The organism is Corynebacterium sp. HMSC073B01 (genome assembly GCF_001838255.1).
Lineage (GTDB): Bacteria > Actinomycetota > Actinomycetes > Mycobacteriales > Mycobacteriaceae > Corynebacterium > Corynebacterium jeikeium_D.
In genome coordinates, this window is the sequence record NZ_KV836153.1 from 11,933 (window position 1) to 29,076 (window position 17,144).

General features: G+C 55.5%; 15 protein-coding genes and 1 pseudogene. 12 read left to right on the forward strand and 4 right to left on the reverse strand.

Annotated features, from left to right (window positions below; translation table 11 throughout):
- The first annotated feature begins 20 nt into the window (after positions 1–20).
- Together steA and HMPREF2849_RS04790 are read left to right on the forward strand one after the other, a co-directional pair.
- Positions 21–1,205, forward strand: coding sequence for a putative cytokinetic ring protein SteA (steA, locus tag HMPREF2849_RS04785; protein ID WP_070862653.1), 1,185 nt, complete (start codon positions 21–23; stop codon positions 1,203–1,205).
- An 89-nt stretch (positions 1,206–1,294) separates the two neighbouring features.
- Complete coding sequence (locus tag HMPREF2849_RS04790) at positions 1,295–2,203, forward strand: copper transporter (RefSeq protein ID WP_070862654.1); 909 nt, start codon at positions 1,295–1,297, stop codon at positions 2,201–2,203.
- 659 nt (positions 2,204–2,862) lie between these two features.
- Here the strand turns inward: HMPREF2849_RS04790 and HMPREF2849_RS11545 are convergent.
- Positions 2,863–3,063, reverse strand: a pseudogene (locus HMPREF2849_RS11545) (hypothetical protein).
- Between the two features lie 204 nt (positions 3,064–3,267).
- Here HMPREF2849_RS11545 and HMPREF2849_RS11550 point away from each other — a divergent pair.
- Positions 3,268–3,405, forward strand: a complete 138-nt coding sequence (locus HMPREF2849_RS11550) for a LexA family protein (protein WP_371440742.1) — start codon at positions 3,268–3,270, stop codon at positions 3,403–3,405.
- A 164-nt stretch (positions 3,406–3,569) separates the two neighbouring features.
- Positions 3,570–3,815, forward strand: a complete 246-nt coding sequence (locus HMPREF2849_RS04805) for a ribbon-helix-helix domain-containing protein (protein ID WP_070862655.1) — start codon at positions 3,570–3,572, stop codon at positions 3,813–3,815.
- Here the strand turns inward: HMPREF2849_RS04805 and HMPREF2849_RS11555 are convergent.
- The gene (locus HMPREF2849_RS11555) at positions 3,802–3,993 is read right to left on the reverse strand and encodes a hypothetical protein (protein WP_371259584.1); all 192 of its coding nucleotides are present in this window, start codon (positions 3,991–3,993) and stop codon (positions 3,802–3,804) included. The two genes, HMPREF2849_RS04805 and HMPREF2849_RS11555, sit on opposite strands and share 14 nt — an antisense overlap.
- A 6-nt stretch (positions 3,994–3,999) precedes the next feature.
- Here HMPREF2849_RS11555 and HMPREF2849_RS11560 point away from each other — a divergent pair, with 6 nt between their 5' ends.
- The 4 genes from HMPREF2849_RS11560 to HMPREF2849_RS04820 all read left to right on the forward strand — a co-directional run bounded on the left by HMPREF2849_RS11560 (position 4,000) and on the right by HMPREF2849_RS04820 (position 8,041).
- A complete protein-coding gene (locus HMPREF2849_RS11560; protein ID WP_371259582.1) occupies positions 4,000–4,191 on the forward strand; it encodes a type IIL restriction-modification enzyme MmeI in 192 nt (63 codons plus the stop codon).
- A 17-nt stretch (positions 4,192–4,208) separates the two neighbouring features.
- The gene (locus HMPREF2849_RS11185) at positions 4,209–4,370 is read left to right on the forward strand and encodes a hypothetical protein (protein ID WP_168168075.1); all 162 of its coding nucleotides are present in this window, start codon (positions 4,209–4,211) and stop codon (positions 4,368–4,370) included.
- A gap of 78 nt (positions 4,371–4,448) precedes the next feature.
- Positions 4,449–6,386, forward strand: coding sequence for an ATP-dependent nuclease (locus HMPREF2849_RS04815; RefSeq protein WP_070862657.1), 1,938 nt, complete (start codon positions 4,449–4,451; stop codon positions 6,384–6,386).
- Entirely contained in the window at positions 6,383–8,041 is a 1,659-nt protein-coding gene (locus HMPREF2849_RS04820; RefSeq protein WP_070862658.1) for a UvrD-helicase domain-containing protein, read from the forward strand. The genes HMPREF2849_RS04815 and HMPREF2849_RS04820 overlap by 4 nt, the downstream gene beginning before the upstream one ends.
- 610 nt (positions 8,042–8,651) lie before the next feature.
- Here the strand turns inward: HMPREF2849_RS04820 and HMPREF2849_RS11190 are convergent.
- Positions 8,652–9,002 carry a hypothetical protein gene (locus HMPREF2849_RS11190; protein ID WP_168168074.1) on the reverse strand — a complete coding sequence of 117 codons (351 nt, stop codon included), beginning with the start codon at positions 9,000–9,002 and terminating at the stop codon, positions 8,652–8,654.
- A complete protein-coding gene (locus tag HMPREF2849_RS10955; RefSeq protein WP_168168073.1) occupies positions 8,995–9,294 on the reverse strand; it encodes an integrase core domain-containing protein in 300 nt (99 codons plus the stop codon). Before HMPREF2849_RS10955 ends, HMPREF2849_RS11190 begins: the two co-directional genes overlap by 8 nt.
- Positions 9,295–9,841: 547 nt before the next feature.
- Here HMPREF2849_RS10955 and HMPREF2849_RS04835 point away from each other — a divergent pair.
- The 4 genes from HMPREF2849_RS04835 to HMPREF2849_RS10965 all read left to right on the forward strand — a co-directional run bounded on the left by HMPREF2849_RS04835 (position 9,842) and on the right by HMPREF2849_RS10965 (position 17,112).
- Entirely contained in the window at positions 9,842–14,812 is a 4,971-nt protein-coding gene (locus tag HMPREF2849_RS04835; RefSeq protein ID WP_070862660.1) for a DEAD/DEAH box helicase, read from the forward strand.
- 65 nt (positions 14,813–14,877) lie between these two features.
- Complete coding sequence (locus HMPREF2849_RS04840; RefSeq protein ID WP_070862661.1) at positions 14,878–15,864, forward strand: restriction endonuclease; 987 nt, start codon at positions 14,878–14,880, stop codon at positions 15,862–15,864.
- 49 nt (positions 15,865–15,913) lie between these two features.
- Positions 15,914–16,828 (forward strand): ParA family protein, encoded by a 915-nt coding sequence (locus tag HMPREF2849_RS04845; protein WP_070862662.1) that lies wholly within the window; start codon positions 15,914–15,916, stop codon positions 16,826–16,828.
- 71 nt (positions 16,829–16,899) lie between these two features.
- Entirely contained in the window at positions 16,900–17,112 is a 213-nt protein-coding gene (locus HMPREF2849_RS10965) for a hypothetical protein (RefSeq protein ID WP_246822108.1), read from the forward strand.
- Positions 17,113–17,144 lie beyond the last annotated feature (32 nt).

The window sequence follows — 17,144 nt, forward strand, 5'->3', positions numbered from 1 at the left end:
CTTATGTTTCACTAAGTGCCATGAGTCTGTTCTCTCGGAACGAAAAAGATCTTCCTGGCATTTCGGGGACCGTGCGTGACGGTTCCCGCCTGGATCGTGCGCTCAAGCGCATGGGCGAAGGCGACATCGTGGTGATCGATGCGCCGGATATCTCGCGTCCACTGGCACAGCAGTTGATTGACGCCAAGGTCGCCGCGGTAGTGAACACAGGCGCATTTACCACGGGTTTTGTGCCGAATTACGGCCCGCAGATGATGCGCGACGCCGACATCGAGATGGTGCAGAACGTCGGCGACGAGGTCTTTGAGAAGCTCAAGGACGGCAAGAACGCAAGGCTTCACGACGGCAAGCTCTACCACGGTGACCGCCTGATTGGACAGGGCGACGAGGTCGACCAGGACGAGCTGGAGCGCGCCTTCGACGAGGGGCGCACCAGCATGGTCGACCGCTTGGAGGCGCTTTCCGGCAACTTGGTGGAGTTCGCCAAGACCGAGTCCCCGCTGTACATCGATGGCCTGGGCATTCCGGACGAGACAGAGCCACTGCGTGGCCGCAAGGTCGTTGTGGTCAGCCCTGGTGAGGGACACCGCAAGACGCTGGAGGATCTGAAGAACTTCATCCGCGAGTACGAGCCGCTGCTCATCGGCGTCGACACCGGTGCGGACACGCTCTTCGACCTGAAGTACGAGCCGGACTACATCATCGGTGATCCGGAGAACATCAACTCCGAGGCACTGCGGTCTGCCGGTTGCGTGATCCTGCCCGCTGATCCGGACGGTCACGCGGTAGGCCTTGAGCGCATTCAGGACCTCGGCATTGGTGCCATGACCTTCCCGGCGCTGTCCGATTCCGCCACTGACCTGGCGCTGGTCTTCGCCGCGCATCACGACGCCGACATGGTCGTCTCCGTCGGCGCCCCGCAGAACATCGACAGCATCTACCACGCTGAGAATCAAAGCGGTGTGCCGTCGGCGCTGCTGTCGCGTTTGAAGGTCGGGGAGAAGCTTGTCGACGGTCGCATGGTCGCCGACCTCTACCAAGTCAATAGCCGTGGTTTCGGTGTGGCCTGGGCAATCCTGGCTATCTTTGTCGCCGTTGCGGTGATCTTCGCTATCGCTGGTACCTCCGGTGATGGTTCTGTCAGTGAGAATCTGATTGATACCTGGAACTCCATTGCACTGTGGTTCCAGGGGCTGTTTAAGTAGTTTTAGCGGTATTCGAGCACTAGGAGCGCCTAAAAGTTTTCGGCTGTCAGAGCTGATTGAGGCGTCGGCGAAAGGAAAAGGGACGGGCGATGGGGAAGAAGCGCAGGAGCGGGAAGTTCACAGCTGGTGTGACAGGTGCTGCCCTCGGTGTTGCGGCAGGTGCTGCGCTGGGTGCTTATGTGCTGAACCCCGCTGGTGCAGGCATTGATTTCGGCACGGGTGCCGCGTCCGAGCGCGATGAGGCTGTCGCGCGTGCCGATGCGCAGCAAGCGCGTGCCGATGAAGCAAACCGCATCATCGAGCCCATCGTCGGCGAGATTGTTAAGGACTCGTTGCAGGATGTTCCCGTCCTTGTTGTCGCCACTCCTGATGCCACGGATGAGCAGCTGGCAGGGGTTTCCGAGACCCTGCGCGCTGCTGGCGCCCCGGATGCGGGCGTGCTGAAGCTGACCGATAAGTTCCTCTCTTCCGCTGGTGCGGACGAGCTGAAGGACACGGTTTCTACCTCGCTGCCGGCTGATGTCCAGCTGGACCCGGAGCGCCGCGAGCCAGGCCGCCAGGCTGGTCAGGCGCTGGCTCCGGTGTTGGAGCTGGATAAGGATGGGGGAGAGCGGGCTTCCGCTGCTGACCGAAAGCTGCTGCTGGAGGCCTTAAAAGGCGGCGGTTTTGTGGAGTATGACGAGGGGACTCTGCGTCCAGCCGCTGGCATTGTGATTGTTGGTAATCACGGCACAGTGTCACGCACTGCGATTGATAAGGGCGAGGACCCGGAGTTCGGTGCTGGCCTGGTGGCCGATCTGGCTGTGGCCCTGGCTGAGGGCTTTGGTGCTGGAGGCGATGCTGCAGGTCACGTTGTGGTGGGGACTGACAGCTTTGGCCGCGAAGGTGTCAGTACTCTGACTGACGAGCGCTGGGGTGCCGATCCTGCCGTGAAGCGTGTGGACGCGGTGTCGGATGCGGCGGGGCAGGTAGGGGTTGTTGGGGACTTGAAGAAGTAGGGGACGAATAGTGTCACGATTACCTAGGTAACGAACGCGGAGAGCGTTCCGTCCGCACGAGTCGTGGTGGTCGAGCGGACGGGAACCGCAGGCGGTAATAGCCTGAGGTGCTGTTCCAACAACTCAAATTCTGGCAGCAATTCCAACGGGGCTTCGGTACTGATGCTAGCGGGTAGGGGGACGCGGCAATCCTGTGCTGGGCAAGTCGCTCGTTTTAGACAACGGAGCAGTGTGTTCACGACCGATATCAATTTTCGTCACGGCGGAGACCATGCCATATTTTCTGCACACCGTGGACACCGTAATTATCCCGATCAACAGCACTACTGCGTTCAATCAGCACAGCATTACCAAGGCGACGAGCAGTTAATCCACGGGCCGTGGATTGGCGATGTCCACGCGAGGTGATAAACCCACCAGCCCGGTTATTCTTCAACGTCTTACAGATGAACAAGGTAGAGAAAATACTCCGGTACTCATCGATCATGTGGATCATTTCTTAACGTTGTGGGCCTGGTTCCGACACGAAAAAGCTGAGGCAGCCTTCAGCAGCTCGTTAGTGACGCGTAGCTGGTGATTATCACGACGTAGCCTCGCATTCTCGGTGGCCAAATCTTCAGGCACAGGTTCTGGGATGTTTCCCGCACGGCGGGCAGGCTTTAAGTCCATTGACGGGCTGTGTGCCATGAAACTCCCAGCTTTTAAAGCTACTGCCTGGTACGCGGCGTGCATCGACATGTTTTCCGCCAAGATGAGGTCTTCCACGACACGGACCACACGGTCCTTGGCATCCTGGTCAAATTTTCCTTGGCATGTGCCAGGTTTTCCCATCTACTCAAGCGGAACAAAACCTGGGACACTTCAACCCCCCCACCACGAAATACGCCACCACGAGCCAGCGCAAGGCTCTGGCCACCATTGGCCGCAGAGGCGGGAAGAAAGCCGCCAAGCGGTGGGAAACAGACCCGAAGGGGGAATACGCCCAGAACGAGCTAAAGAAGCTCCAGTCGACAAATAAACGCCGTCGACTACGAGGGCAAAGCACCAGAGCGTGCGTGCTCAATGTGGCGATGGATACAGTCGCGCAAACTGGAAAACTTCCCTCGGGGAGAGAAATCGCTGAAGAGCTCGGTGTAACCAAGAGGACTGTGAATCTCCACCTTAAAGCTCTGCGGGAAGCGGGTCTACTGGAGATAGATTAAGCAGGAAATGCCGTAAGCAATATACGGTTCCCCTGGCCCCTGGGCAGTGTGATGTTGTTTTCTTTTTCGATGAGAGAGCAACGGGCTACAGGTGGCCGGGAACTTCTTTTAAGCGATTGGGTGAGATGCTCGACATGTTTCAAATTACGTAATACGATAACTATTTGCCTGTTAATATCACCGAGAAGCAGCTGGACGCCTGGGTTGCCGAGGCGGAGCATGGCTATGACGTCGATGAGTTGAAGCAGCGTGGGCGAGGCCGCCCGGGTCGTGGTCCGAAAGCTTCCCAGATGGTTACGGTTCGTCTCGCCCCGGAGGAGTTGGAGTCGCTCGACAGGACCGCTGCTGAAAAGCAGCTGTCGCGTTCAGAGATGATGCGTCAGGCGATTACTGCTCTCACTGCGGCATGAGGGTGGCGGCCTCCGCCACCAAGCACGGCATCAGTGAGGAAGACGGCATCAATGCCGCTTCATCTCGGAGATGGGTCGCACCCCTCGACGACGAGCCCGCGCAATGGCGTGATCGCCTCGGCAGCTGGACCTCTTCGAGCAGGATGACCGCAGGGCTTCGACGGGCAACACCGGCCACATCGACTTGTTCTGGCCGAGTGTGGTCATCGGGGAGGCGAAGAGACCCGGGGTGGACCTGCAGGTCGCCGTCGATCAGGCCCGCGACTATCTGCAGGGCGGGCCCGTCTCCGCCACCGAGCAACCCCGTTACACCCTCGCCTCCGACTTCGAGACCTTCCGTCTCCTTCGCAGCGCTCCGACATCACCTTCTCCCTGAAGGAGGTGACTGGCCATGTGAACGAGCTGAAATTCCTCGCTGGCTACGGCGAGTCCATGACCTGTGAGGAGGAACAGACCGCCTCGATCGAGGCGTCAAAAATCATGGCGAATCTGTTCACCGCAGTGGCAGGCGACGATATGGACGAGGACGTAGCCGACACCACACCCATGCTTTAGTGAATAATTCAACCTAGAGGGAACGCTGGCCGAAAGCTGAAGGTGATTTCCTCCCGCCAAGATAGACGAAAGGAAAATATGAAGTTCACTACTCTGCGGATTAGCAATTTTCAATGCTTCGGACCTGCGCCCACCATCCTTAATCTCACCGATATGACCTATGTTCTGGGGCCAAACGGCGCAGGGAAAACAGCGGTCCTCGAGGCGCTATCGCGCATGTTTAGCCCGGTTGCGGCTCAGCGAACGGTTCGTATCAGTGATTTTCATGTCCCTGTGGACCGCAGTCTGACCGAGCTCCAGGAGGAGAAACCAGTCCTCTGGATTGAAGTCGACATTGAGTTCCCAGAGACAGATTCTGAGGATTACCACGCATCCATTCCGCCCAACTTCCACCACATGATGATTGAGAGTGTTGATGGCGTGCCGAAAGTGCGTGTGAGACTAACAGCCACGCTGGCTTTAGACGGGGTTGTCGAAGAAAGGATCGAGTATGTACGTCGGGTAGATGAATCGGGGCAACCGACAGTTTGTGCCGACATGTCTCGCTACGAACGGGGATACATTGAAGTGCACTATCTTCCGGCACGGCGTGACCCCAGCGAACATATCGCCTACACGGCTACATCTTTAATTGGTCGAACTCTGCGAGCAGCGGATTGGTCGCAAGAACGCACGACTCTTTCTGACCTTTCTGAACAGCTCACCAATGCACTTACCTCTAACAGTGCGGTATCGAGTATGGGTTTCCATCTGACGAAGGAATGGGGTGGTCTCTATCAGAGCGAATTCTTCACAGATCCGACAATAAGTTTCGGGCGGGGAGAATTGGAGGGAGTGCTCCGCCAGCTCACTATTCACTTCTCTCCATCTCATGACGGGGCCTCATTGCCCTTCGACCTTCTCAGTGATGGGCAGAAATCCCTCCTATATATCTCACTTGTACTCGCCTGGCAGTCACTAGCTCGGCAAGTGTTAAGAAAGGAAGAGACATCGCTTGATTCAACTCGGCTCCGACCTCCAGTCCATACGATTATCGCGCTGGAAGAACCAGAGAATAGTCTTGCTCCCCAGTACCTCGGGCGGATCATCCGACAGCTAAATAGCGCATGCGACAAGGGTGATGTGCAGGCCCTGATCGCCACTCATGCTCCAACATTGCTACGCCGAGTCGAACCGGAGTCGATCTGCTTCTTGCGACTGAACACAGAGCGGGAAGCAACTGTTCATCGTATCCTCTTGCCGGAGGACTATGACGAGGCAGCTAAATATGTCCGAGAAGCTGTGCGCGCTTACCCTGAACTATATTTTTCACGGCTGGTCGTCCTTGGTGAAGGTGACAGTGAACAAGTGGTGCTTCCCCGTATTCTGGCGGCTGCAGGCATCGCTGAGGATGATGCCTCTGTCTCGGTAGTACCTCTCGGGGGGCGCCATGTGAATCACTTCTGGCGACTGCTCAACGAGTTAAAGATACCCCATGTCACGCTCCTCGATCTGGACAGCGGTCGGTACCAGGCTGGGTGGGGGCGAGTCCGCTATGCACTCGATCAGATCAACAAGATTACTCCGGGAACCTATTCACCGAAGGATATTAACAGTCTGCCTAACTGGAATTCCCCAGTTGGTTTCCCTCAATTCCATGACCCTCAATATTCGGAGGGCAAGGGACCTCTTCGGGACCTTGAACAGAAGGGGGTGTTTTTCTCTAATCCAGTAGACCTGGATTTGTTAATGGTTGAGGCGTTTCCAAAGGCCTACGGAGCTAAGTTTGAGTATCCAGATAAGAAGGCGATTGTCGCGGTTCTGGGGAAAATGCATGTCAACGAAGAACTCCTTGGACAGGAGGTGCTGTCGCTATTCGACCATTACCATGCAACCTTTGACTTGAAGAGTAAGCCTGCCTCTCACCTACGTGCGCTCTCAACGCTCACCGATAATGAACTCATCGAAGGGTTGCCCGCAGTATTAAAGCGACTGATTGCTCATGTAGGCATGAAATTGAAGGAACTGCCCGAATGATCCGCCCTGAGGAATGGTGTCCGTCCGATGGGCTGGCGCTGGAACACAACGCTTTAACCGCGGTAACCAGTGCAGAGCAGAATATTGTAGTGGTGGCAGGGCCGGGTGCTGGAAAAACGGAATTACTGGCGCAGCGCGCGGATTTCCTACTGCGCACTGGGACATGTCCCTATCCCCGTCGTATCCTCGCCATCTCATTTAAGGTTGATGCTGCTCGAAACCTCCGTGAAAGAGTGCGCCGACGTGCGGGAAGTCAACTTGCGGCTCAATTCGATAGCTTCACGTTCCATGCATTCGCGAAACGGATTATCGACAACTACCGCCCCGCTTTGACCGGTCAAGATGCGCTTGGCCCTGATTATCGGGTGGATGCGGATAACCGCATCCGGTATGAACAGATAATTTTCGACGACCTTGTCCCTCTTGCCCTGGAAATTTTGAAATCCAATCGCTATGCCAGAAACGCGATCCGGCAGACCTACAGTCACGTTTTTCTGGATGAATTCCAGGATGCAACGATCCCCCAATATAACTTGCTAAAAGAACTTTTCTGGGACTCGCGTACCTTTCTGACAGCAGTGGGAGATGGAAAACAAAAGATTATGACGTGGGCAGGCGCCTTGGAAGGAATTCTCCATACATTCGCAGATGACTTTTCAGCACTCTCCCTGCCTCTCTATCAGAATTTCAGGTCAGCAGTCCGCCTGCGCAGGATGCAAAATCGCATGATTGCGGAGATGGATCCTGCCGCAGTCATCCCCGACCAAGATCTGGTCGGGGATGAGGGTGTCATTGAAGCAAGGGGATTTGATACTGATTCCGAGGAGGCTGAAGCTCTAGCGGAACGTATTCAAGTCTGGCTCGATGAAGAGGTGAAGCCAAATGAGATTGCAGTCTTGGTGCGTCAACAGGCGGGCCTTTACACGGCGCCGCTTGGTGAGGAGCTCGCAAAGCGCGGGATCCCCTTTCGCAACGAACAAGAAAGCCAGGACTTGAATGCCGAACCGGCTGCAGCGTTGGTGTTCAACTTCCTTCGTGTCATAGCTGATGATGGGCAGGCTGAGGCGTATGTCGAGCTAATGCGGTTTTCTAACCGCTCCAACCTGTCCGAAGAAGAGGGTCTGCAGTTTGACCGGCGGCTGAAAAACTTCCTCCAGGAGGCGCGCCAGCAGGTTCAGGATTCTGAGGACGATCACGCGGAGACACAATTCTGGTCCATATGGACAAAGAAGTTTTTGTCTCTTATCTCCCGCCCGACCCTTGTGACCTTGTCCCCTAGCTACCAGCAGGGCCAAAGGCTCGACGAAGTAATTCACGAAGCGCTTGATGCTTTCGAGCGGGAGCTTTCCAACTGTGGAGACGCGGCTTTGGCTCTGAAACGCCTGTCAGGAAAGGAGGCCGTTCGCTTCCTGAACATACATAAATGCAAAGGACTGGAATTTGACAAAGTCATTGTTTTAGGGGTTGAGGAGGAGCTGTTTTGGATGAACCAATCGGATGCGCTAGCTGAGTACTTTGTTGCTGTCTCGCGCGCGAAGACCCATTTAGTTTTGACCTGGACTCGAATTCGATCACGCCCGCTAGGGCATGATGGAAGGTGGTACGAGCGCAGAACGCAACACCAGAGGTTCATCAACTTTGGTCGTGGCGATTAGCGGCGTAGGGACGCGTGAGGGGGTAATGCAGCTTCGACGATCATGCCGATCGTAAGTTGACATCAGCCGTATCGGGTTCAGTTCTGCGTTCACCCTAGCCGAAGATGAAAGCTTCCTTTTCTTTATTTGTGTTCTAAGCGGTACGCCTCGACAGTGCACGCCGCCCAGGGCGCGACGGTAGATGTGGCCCGTGTGGTGGCAGGTGCCGGACAGGTCGATACGGCAGAAGTGTATGTGCCCATGACACGCGGGCGCATCACCAACCATCTGTACTTGGCTGAGGCCATGCCGGGGGATACCGAGGCAGGCCACGGGGATATCACCCCCACTGTGCGGCGCGAAACCGCCGACTACGCCCGGGATCTGCCCGTCCAGGCCGCCACCCGGGATCGTGGGGACGTGACCCCGTACGAGGTGCACCGTCAGGCACGCCTCGACTGGACTATCAGCCGGATCTCCCAGAATCTTCTCGCGGGTGCGGACCCGTTTGTCGGCACCCGCATTGCCGAGGTGCCACCGCGCGCAGCCGGGTACGGGTGGAGCGTTTGGGGCGCTTCCACAACACCGAAGCCCGGCTTCTGTCGCGCGCCCCGCGCGCGAGGCGACGCGTTCACCGCGGGCCCGCGACTTCGAGCGCGACGGCACCTGGGAGGGGCTCAGCCACGGGGAGAAGATCACCCGCCTCGACACCGCCGCCGCAGAGCTCAAGGACATCCTCGGCGGGCTTGCCGCCCAGCGCGATCACACCCGTAAGGAGATCCAGAACCTGGAGACCGAACACGCCGAGACGACACGCGCGGCCCAGGAGGTTGAACGGCGCAAAGGTGCCGACGGCAGGGCCGCGGAGATGCCGCCGATGCGGGATCGCCAAACCATGGCGAGGCGTGTGCGTGGTTACGTCACCCAGGGCAAGTTCGACTCCTACGGGACCTGAAGTGCTCCGGGTTTTGTTCCTAGGCATTTGCCTTGATTTCTATTATTTCCTGTGGCGGGTTCTGCTTCCACCATTCGGTTTCCACCTCGACCGGGGCTCGGTAGCCCAAGCTTTGGTGGAGTCTAGTCTCGTTCCACCAGGACACCCACTCGAATGCCGCGATTTCTACCTCGACACCGCCATCCCACCTGCGAGTATGGATTAGCTCGTTGTTGTAGGAGCCGTTAACGTTCTCAGCCAAAGCATTGTCATAGCAGTCGCCAACCGCCCCCGGTGGAAGCGGCAGTCCCGTGCTGGCCACGTCGCTCGTTGTAGACAACGCTGACATACTGCGACCCGTGATTCGAGTGGTCAATGAGACCTGTTGTTTTTTCAGCACACATGATCGCCTGGTTGACAGCGTGCAGCGGTAAAGCTTGAAGTGCGCATGGAATCTGATAACGCCCACCCAACGATTCGTCGGGACTAAACGTCTGTGACAAACCCGGCATACACAAAGCCTTTCGTCGTGCGCACATACCAAATGTCAGCCCTCCCACAGTTTGTTCGAACCCCGGGGCGTTGAATTCACGCTCGACCAAGCCTGGGCGCAGATCAGGCGCGTTAGGCTTTTCGGGTTGTGATAGGTAATCTGCCTTTGTAAGAAACAATGGTCAGGCGCAACAACCGAGCAGTTTGTTTGGGAAAGCGACTCCCAGGGGGCACTTATATGGGGTGGTTCCTCCATATATATGTAGTTCGTGGGGTGGTGGTGATCCGCATAGTTAAGTCGGATGAAACGCAGTCGGGGCGAAATATGTGGAACTTACCCCCCCCGGACCGCGCGTCTCGGCTTATGCTCGCTATATTTCGGGCAGAATTCTTTTATGTCCGAGTTTTCAGAGGTCCTTGAGCAACTCCGTGAGAATCAGCCGAAGGCGAAGTATGGCATCGCTTTCGAGAAGCTCATGGTCAACTATTTCCGCATTGACCCGACTCTGAAAGCTCAGTTTGACGAGGTTTATCGCTGGTCGGACTGGAAGTACAACGGGGGAGTGCCTGATACCGGTATCGACTTGGTCGCACGTCGCATTGACGACGGCACGTGGGTGGCCATTCAGTGCAAGTTCTACATGCCAACGACTCGCTTGGCCAAGGCCGACCTCGATTCATTCTTTGAAGCGTCTGGGCGATCCTTCAAAACCGAGTCCGGCCCCGAACATTTCGGCAGCCGTATCATCATCTCGACAACTGATCATTGGTCGTCGCATGCGGAAGAAGCACTGGCTAATCAGTTAATTCCAACCAGCCGAATCGGCACGGCTGCAATCGCAGAATCTCCGATTAACTGGGATGTCGCTTTCCCCGGCTCAGAGATTCAAATCAATCTCTCGCAGCGTGAAACCTTTGAGCCCCGTCCGCATCAGCAAGAAGCTATCCACGGAGCCATGGCTGGTTTCGCTACCCACGACCGTGGAAAGCTGATTATGGCCTGCGGTACTGGTAAAACATTCACCGCCCTTCGCCTCGCTGAAAGGGTTGCCGAGGAAAACGGTGGCAAGGCCCGCATCCTCTTCCTTGTGCCATCCATTTCGCTTTTGTCACAGACACTTAAAGAATGGACTGCACAGGCGCGTTTTGACATGCGCACTTTTGCTGTGTGTTCGGACTCAAAGGTCTCCCGTAAAGCAGAAGACATTGCGACCTATGACTTAGAGGTCCCGGTTTCAACCAATGGCACCGAAATCGCCAAGCGCTTTGAATCTGGCAAGCGAGCCAAGGGCTTGCACATCGTCTTCTCCACTTACCAGTCGTTGCCGGCCGTCCATGATGCCCAGCAGCAAGGTCTCGACGACTTCGACCTAGTCATTTGCGATGAAGCACACCGCACCACTGGTATTACCCTCGCCGGTGAAGATGCGAGTAACTTCGTCCGCATCCACGATGCCGACTACATCAAGGCCTCGAAGCGTCTCTATATGACGGCCACACCGCGTCTGTACGACGATTCTGTCAAGGGCAAGGCCCTGGACCACTCAGCCGAACTTGCCTCCATGGATGACGAAGCCATCTACGGCCCAGAGTTCTATCGTCTCGGATTCGGTGAAGCCGTAGAAAAGGGACTGCTCACTGACTACAAGGTTCTCGTCATGACTGTTGACGAGTCCGTAGCCGCCGATGCGATGGCCCGCACCCAGGATAACCAGATTAATCTCACTCTGGCCTCGGCAATGATTGGTGCATGGAACGGCCTGGCCAAACGTTCTGGTTCCCTGCAGGGCAAAAAGGGCGGATTCGATGAAGATGCCGCGCCGATGCAACGCGCTGTGGCGTTCGCCCGTGACATCAAGACGTCGCAGGCAATTGCTGATTCCTATCCGCAACTGGTGAACATGCATCGAGAACTGCTGGAAGAAAAGGCAGTTCTTAATGATGTCTCTCTGCACAACGTGGACGTTTCCATTTCTGCGCAGCATGTTGACGGCAGCATGAACGCCCTTGAGCGTGGCACTAAGCTTTCGTGGCTGGAGTCGCCAGCTGCCGAGCAGCACACTCGCGTACTTACTAATGCGCGTTGTTTGTCCGAAGGTGTCGATGTCCCGGCGCTGGATGCTGTTATCTTCTTCAACCCGCGTAATTCCATGGTGGACGTGGTCCAGTCCGTCGGCCGCGTCATGCGCAAGTCCGAAGGCAAGGATTACGGCTACATTATTCTTCCGGTCGCAGTTGCCCCGGATGTTTCGCCGGCACAGGCGCTCAATGACAACGCACGTTTCAAGGTCGTCTGGCAGATTTTGAATGCATTGCGCGCGCATGATGATCGCTTCAATGCCAAGGTCAATTCAATCGCGTTGAACGAAACGAATCCTGCTGAAGAGTTGCCAATCGAAGTCGACCACATTGGCAAAAAGGATTCCCAGAAATCTGGCTCCGACACCGATTCCGCGAACGCTTCTTCAACCGATGCCATTAACGAGGCCGAAGCCGAATCGGTGAAAAACCCGCAGCCTCTGGCCGATAACGATGAGCTGACTCAGCAACTCGTATTGTTCTCTCTGGAAGAGTGGCAGGAGGCCATTTACACCAAGCTCGTCGACAAAGTGGGCACCCGCACATACTGGGAGGATTGGGCGGACGACGTTGCCACTATCGCAGGAAACCAAATCACGCGCATCAAAGCGCTTGTCGACGGCGCCGATGCCAAACTCCGAACAGAATTCGATAGCTTTGTAGAGGGACTCCGCAATAACCTCAACGACGGCATCAGCGAAGATGATGCTATTTCAATGCTTTCGCAGCACCTGATTACAGCTCCGGTTTTCAACGCTCTTTTCGAGAACCACGACTTCATCACCCATAACCCCGTGGCCCAGGTTATGGAGAAGATGGTCGGGGCCCTCTCCGAAGCCAATCTTGATACCGAAACCGAGTCCCTCGAGAAGTTCTACGAGTCCGTCCGTGTTCGAGCCTCTGAAGTGAACTCCGCCTCGGGAAAGCAGCAGGTCATCAAGGAGCTTTACGAGCGCTTCTTCCAAAAAGCCTTCAAGAAGCAGGCTGAGTCACTGGGCATCGTCTACACCCCAGTTGAAATTGTCGATTTCATTCTGCGTGCTGCGGATGACGTGTCTAAGAAGCACTTCGGCAAGGGGCTTACCGACGAAGGCGTCTGCATCCTCGACCCTTTCGCCGGCACCTCGACCTTTACAGTTCGCCTCCTGCAGTCCGGCCTCATCAAGCCGGAAGATCTCGCCCGCAAGTACGCCAACGAGCTTTTCGCTACCGAAATCATGCTGCTGGCTTACTATGTCTCAGCTGTCAACATTGAGACCACTTACAATGCACTGCGCGAAGAAGCAGCACTCCGCAATGGTGAACCAGTACCGGAGTATGTGCCCTTCGCCAACATTGCGCTGGCTGACACCTTCCAGATACATGAGGAAGGGGACATCCCGGACCTGCATATTTTCCAGGAGAACAACGCCACCATCGAGCGGCAGAAAAATGCGCCAATCAACGTGGTGATTGGTAACCCGCCATATTCAGCCGGGCAGAAGTCCGCAAATGACTTGAACGCAAACCTGAAGTATCCGAGCTTGGACAAGCGCATTGCGGAGACATATGCAGCCAAGTCCACCGCACAATTGAAGAACTCTCTGTATGACTCGTACCTGCGAGCGTTCCGGTGGGCGACCGACCGCATCGGTGATCAAGGTGTAGTGGCGTTTGTTTCAAATGGCGGATGGATCGATGGCAACACAGGCGACGGTGTGCGGTTGTCCATGGCCGAAGATTTTACTGACTTGTACGTGTTCAACCTGCGTGGGAACCAGCGCACCGCAGGTGAACAGTCGCGTAAAGAAGGTGGAAAGGTTTTCGGTTCAGGTTCTCGAAATACAGTTGCTATCACTCTCGGTATTAAGGATCCTGCAAAATCAGATTTTCAATTGCACTACCGGGATATAGGGGACTACCTCACTGCGGAAGAGAAATTCAAGATAGTCGAGACCTCCACGATTGAGCGCATGGATTGGCAGCTAATCAACCCGAACAAGGAAGGAGACTGGTTAAACCAACGTTCGGAAGAGTTCCCAATATGGCCGGTGCTTAGCGAGAAAAAGGAAGGCACTGGGAAGATTTCATTCTTCAAGGCTAACAGCGGCGGAGTCGGAACTGCTCGTGACGCATGGGCGTATTCATTTAATAGGAGTAATTTACTCATTAATGTCCAATCCTCATTGGACTTTTTCAACAAAATTGTTGATACGAAGAGCCTTGATCCTAAAAGGATAAAGTGGTCATCCCGATATGACCAGCTGAAGAAGAGAGGAGAGCATCTCTGTTTCGACAGCAGAGCTTGTCGGGGAGGAATCTATAGGCCGTTTTGTCGGCAGCATCTGTATTTCTCGCCGGATTATAATGATCGCCGTGGTCAACTGCCATCAATGTTCCCAACCTCAGGGCATCAGAATATTGGTTTTGTTGTGATGGCTCCGCGAGACGCGGCAAGCTTTGCGGTGCTTGCAACTGAGCTTATGCCTGATCTTTCTTTCTTTACATATACCGGTCAGTTCTTTCCCCGCTTTACCTGGTCAGATATCGCGGCAGATGACGGTGCGCTGTTTGGTGAGAACAGCGTCGTAAAGCAAGGCGAAACCAGCGTCTACGGCGAGATTGGTGAGATTGTTGACGGCTATATGCGCGTAGATAACACCACCAACGAGGTCAAAAGGATTTACCGTGATGCACTGGGCGCGGACATTACAGGCGATGACATTTTCCACTTTGTCTACGGCAAGTTGCATGACCCTGTCTACCGCACGAAGTATGCGGCTGACTTGAAGAAAATGCTGCCGCATATTGAGACACCGTCGTCACGTGCGGAGTTTGACAAGTTTGCTGCTGCGGGCAAGGAGCTGATGGACCTGCATGTGGGTTATGAGTCTGTGGAGCCGTGGCCGTTGGATATCCAGGTTAAGGGTGATGAGTCTGACCGCGAGACGTGGCGTGTGCTCAAGATGAAGTGGGCTAAGCGCAAGGATCCGGAGACCGGCAAGAACGTCAATGACGTGACGAAGTTGATTTACAACAAGCACGTGACCATTGCTGGTATTCCGGCGGAAGCCGACGGGTATATGTTGGGTTCCCGTTCAGCGGTGGCATGGCTGATTGACCGTTATCAGGTCAAGAAGGACAAGGTATCCGGCATCGTTAACGACCCGAATGATTGGGCTGACGAGGTAGGGAACCCGCGTTACATCGTGGACCTTATTGGGCGTGTAGTGCGGGTCGCTATGGAGACCGTGCGGATTGTGGATGGGTTGGAGCCCGAGATTAGGGTGCAGCGCTCCGCCAAGTAGACGTTGAATCAGAGCCAAAAAGGTAATCTACGTTCCAGTCAGCATGAGACGTTTATAGTTTGTTTATGACAGTTGACAATACTCCGACGATTGACCAGTTCCGTCCAGTGGTACTGCGAGTACTATCCGACGGTCGAGAGCGCCGAATTAGGGAATTAGGCGACGATGTGGCTAAACACATGCGCTTGGCGCCTGAAGTCCTGGAAGAAACCGTTCCGTCTGGGCAGCCACGCTATAGAAATCGAATTGCATGGGCTTGTTCCTCATTTGCTCAGGCTGGCTTGGTGTTTCGACCTAAGCGCGGGCGATACGTGATTTCGGACAACGGACGCGAAGTTGATTCAAGGAACCTTGCGGAGTACTCCGAAAAGGACATGCTGGAGTGGCCTAAGTGGCGGCAGTATCAAGATGAGATTCGGGAGCGTAAGAGGTCCGGCAATGCAGCGGCTGATCTACCGGCATCCTCGGGTGAGCGTAGCGGAGGAACTTTAGCTGCATGGGGTGAGGTTCCGAGTAGTCCGGCAAAGTCGCCATTAGAGATGGTGGAAGATGCGCAAGCCGATTGGAACGCGAAGGTCTCCACCGATTTGCGGCAGCGCCTGCAGGACTCGACTCCGGAGTTCTTTGAACGTGCAGTTATTGAACTGCTGTGGGCGATGGGATACGGCGGTGTCCACGGCCAGAAACAGCATCTGGGACGGTCGAATGATGGCGGCGTCGATGGAGTAATTCGTGAAGATGCCCTGGGCCTTGGGAAGGTCTATGTACAGGCCAAACGTTATGCTGACTCGAATCCTGTTGCCAATTGGGAGATTAGGAACTTTATTGGCGCTCTAGATTCCCGAGGTGCGAATAAGGGGGTATTCATCACGACTTCTCGTTTTACTTCTGGCGCTGTAGAAGCCGCAGCGAACTATAGGCACGGAACAATCGTTCTGATTGATGGCGTGAAACTATCCGCGCTCATGCTCGACTATGGCGTCGCGGTCCAAAAAGCACACGAGATTACCCTTTACGAACTGGATGAAGACTTTTTCGAAGAGGATCAGTAGGGTATCTCACAGCCGGGTGTAACCTGTCAGCAGGCGTGTCACACAACTCATGCTGACTGAAGAGCAGCACGAGAGAATCTACCTGAGCAGCAAGAATGACGAACAGGCCGAGCGAGATTCGTTGGCTAATACCGTCTACTCGCTGTTTATTCCGCTACGAGAAGGCGAGACCGATATCGAGCCCGACATCCGGCCGGCGCGTTCGGAGCGGTTTGGCGTCGATGTCCTGCCGGGACACCCGGCTCTTTCCAACATCGAAGATGTCATGAGTGACGCATGGCAGTCATCGCTAGCCAAGAAAACTGGTGATTTTCGGCGAATCCACTGGGCCGGGCAGTTGGCTGTGGCTATGGAGGATGAGGATCGATACGACTACATCTTCTACGACGTGGGACCGTCGTTAGGCCCTTTCAATCGAACCGTACTCTTGGGCTGCGACGCCTTCGTTACTCCGACGTCAACCGACCTGTTTAGCTTCCATGTCTTTGGAAACCTCGCCAAGTGGTTCAACGACTGGGTGACTGAGTACAGCGAAATTTCCGAGGGGAATCTTGCCCAGTGGAGGAACTACTCGCCAGATATTGCGAAGAAAACTCGAAAGCTTCGGTTGCTCGGGCATGACGGGCGTGGGCTTCAGTACCTTGGCTACACAACGCTGGAATACGTGAAGAGGCGCTCGAACGGTAAAGAGCAGCTGGTCGGAGCCTTTGAACGATTCCGCGGCAAGTTTGACGACGAAGCAAAGCGGATCGGCGATAGCTTCGGGCATTCGTGTGACCAGTACCTGATTGGGCATGTGCCGCACATGTACTCCATGTCGGCGACCGCCCAGGACAGTCATTCACCAATTGCAGACCTGCAAGCAACCGATGGCGTGCGGGGAACTCAGCTGAACCAGCGCACTGGCTATGCAGAGAAAATTGATGAAGTCGCTGCGCTGGTTTTGGAACGGTTGGAGAGTTAGGTGCTGTTAGGACGCGCACCATTGATGCGGTTCCGGCCAATGAAGAGGATGCTGCACTGCTGAAGATCCAGGTGGGTGCGCCTTTGCTGCGAGTCCGGCGCCGTGCATTCACGCTGGACGGAACGCCGATTGAGGCCTCCGATAACCGCTACCTAGCAAGTAAGGCGAACTTCTCGGTGACGACGGCGCGGGGGCAACGCGTCACCGATCTCGCTGCATGCTGGGGAGGGCGTGCGGTAGGGGATTGTGGGATTTCTTTGGGGGCGGTGGTGGCTTTGAATTGAATTGGCGTAGCTGCCGCTGCGAGTGCTTTTCG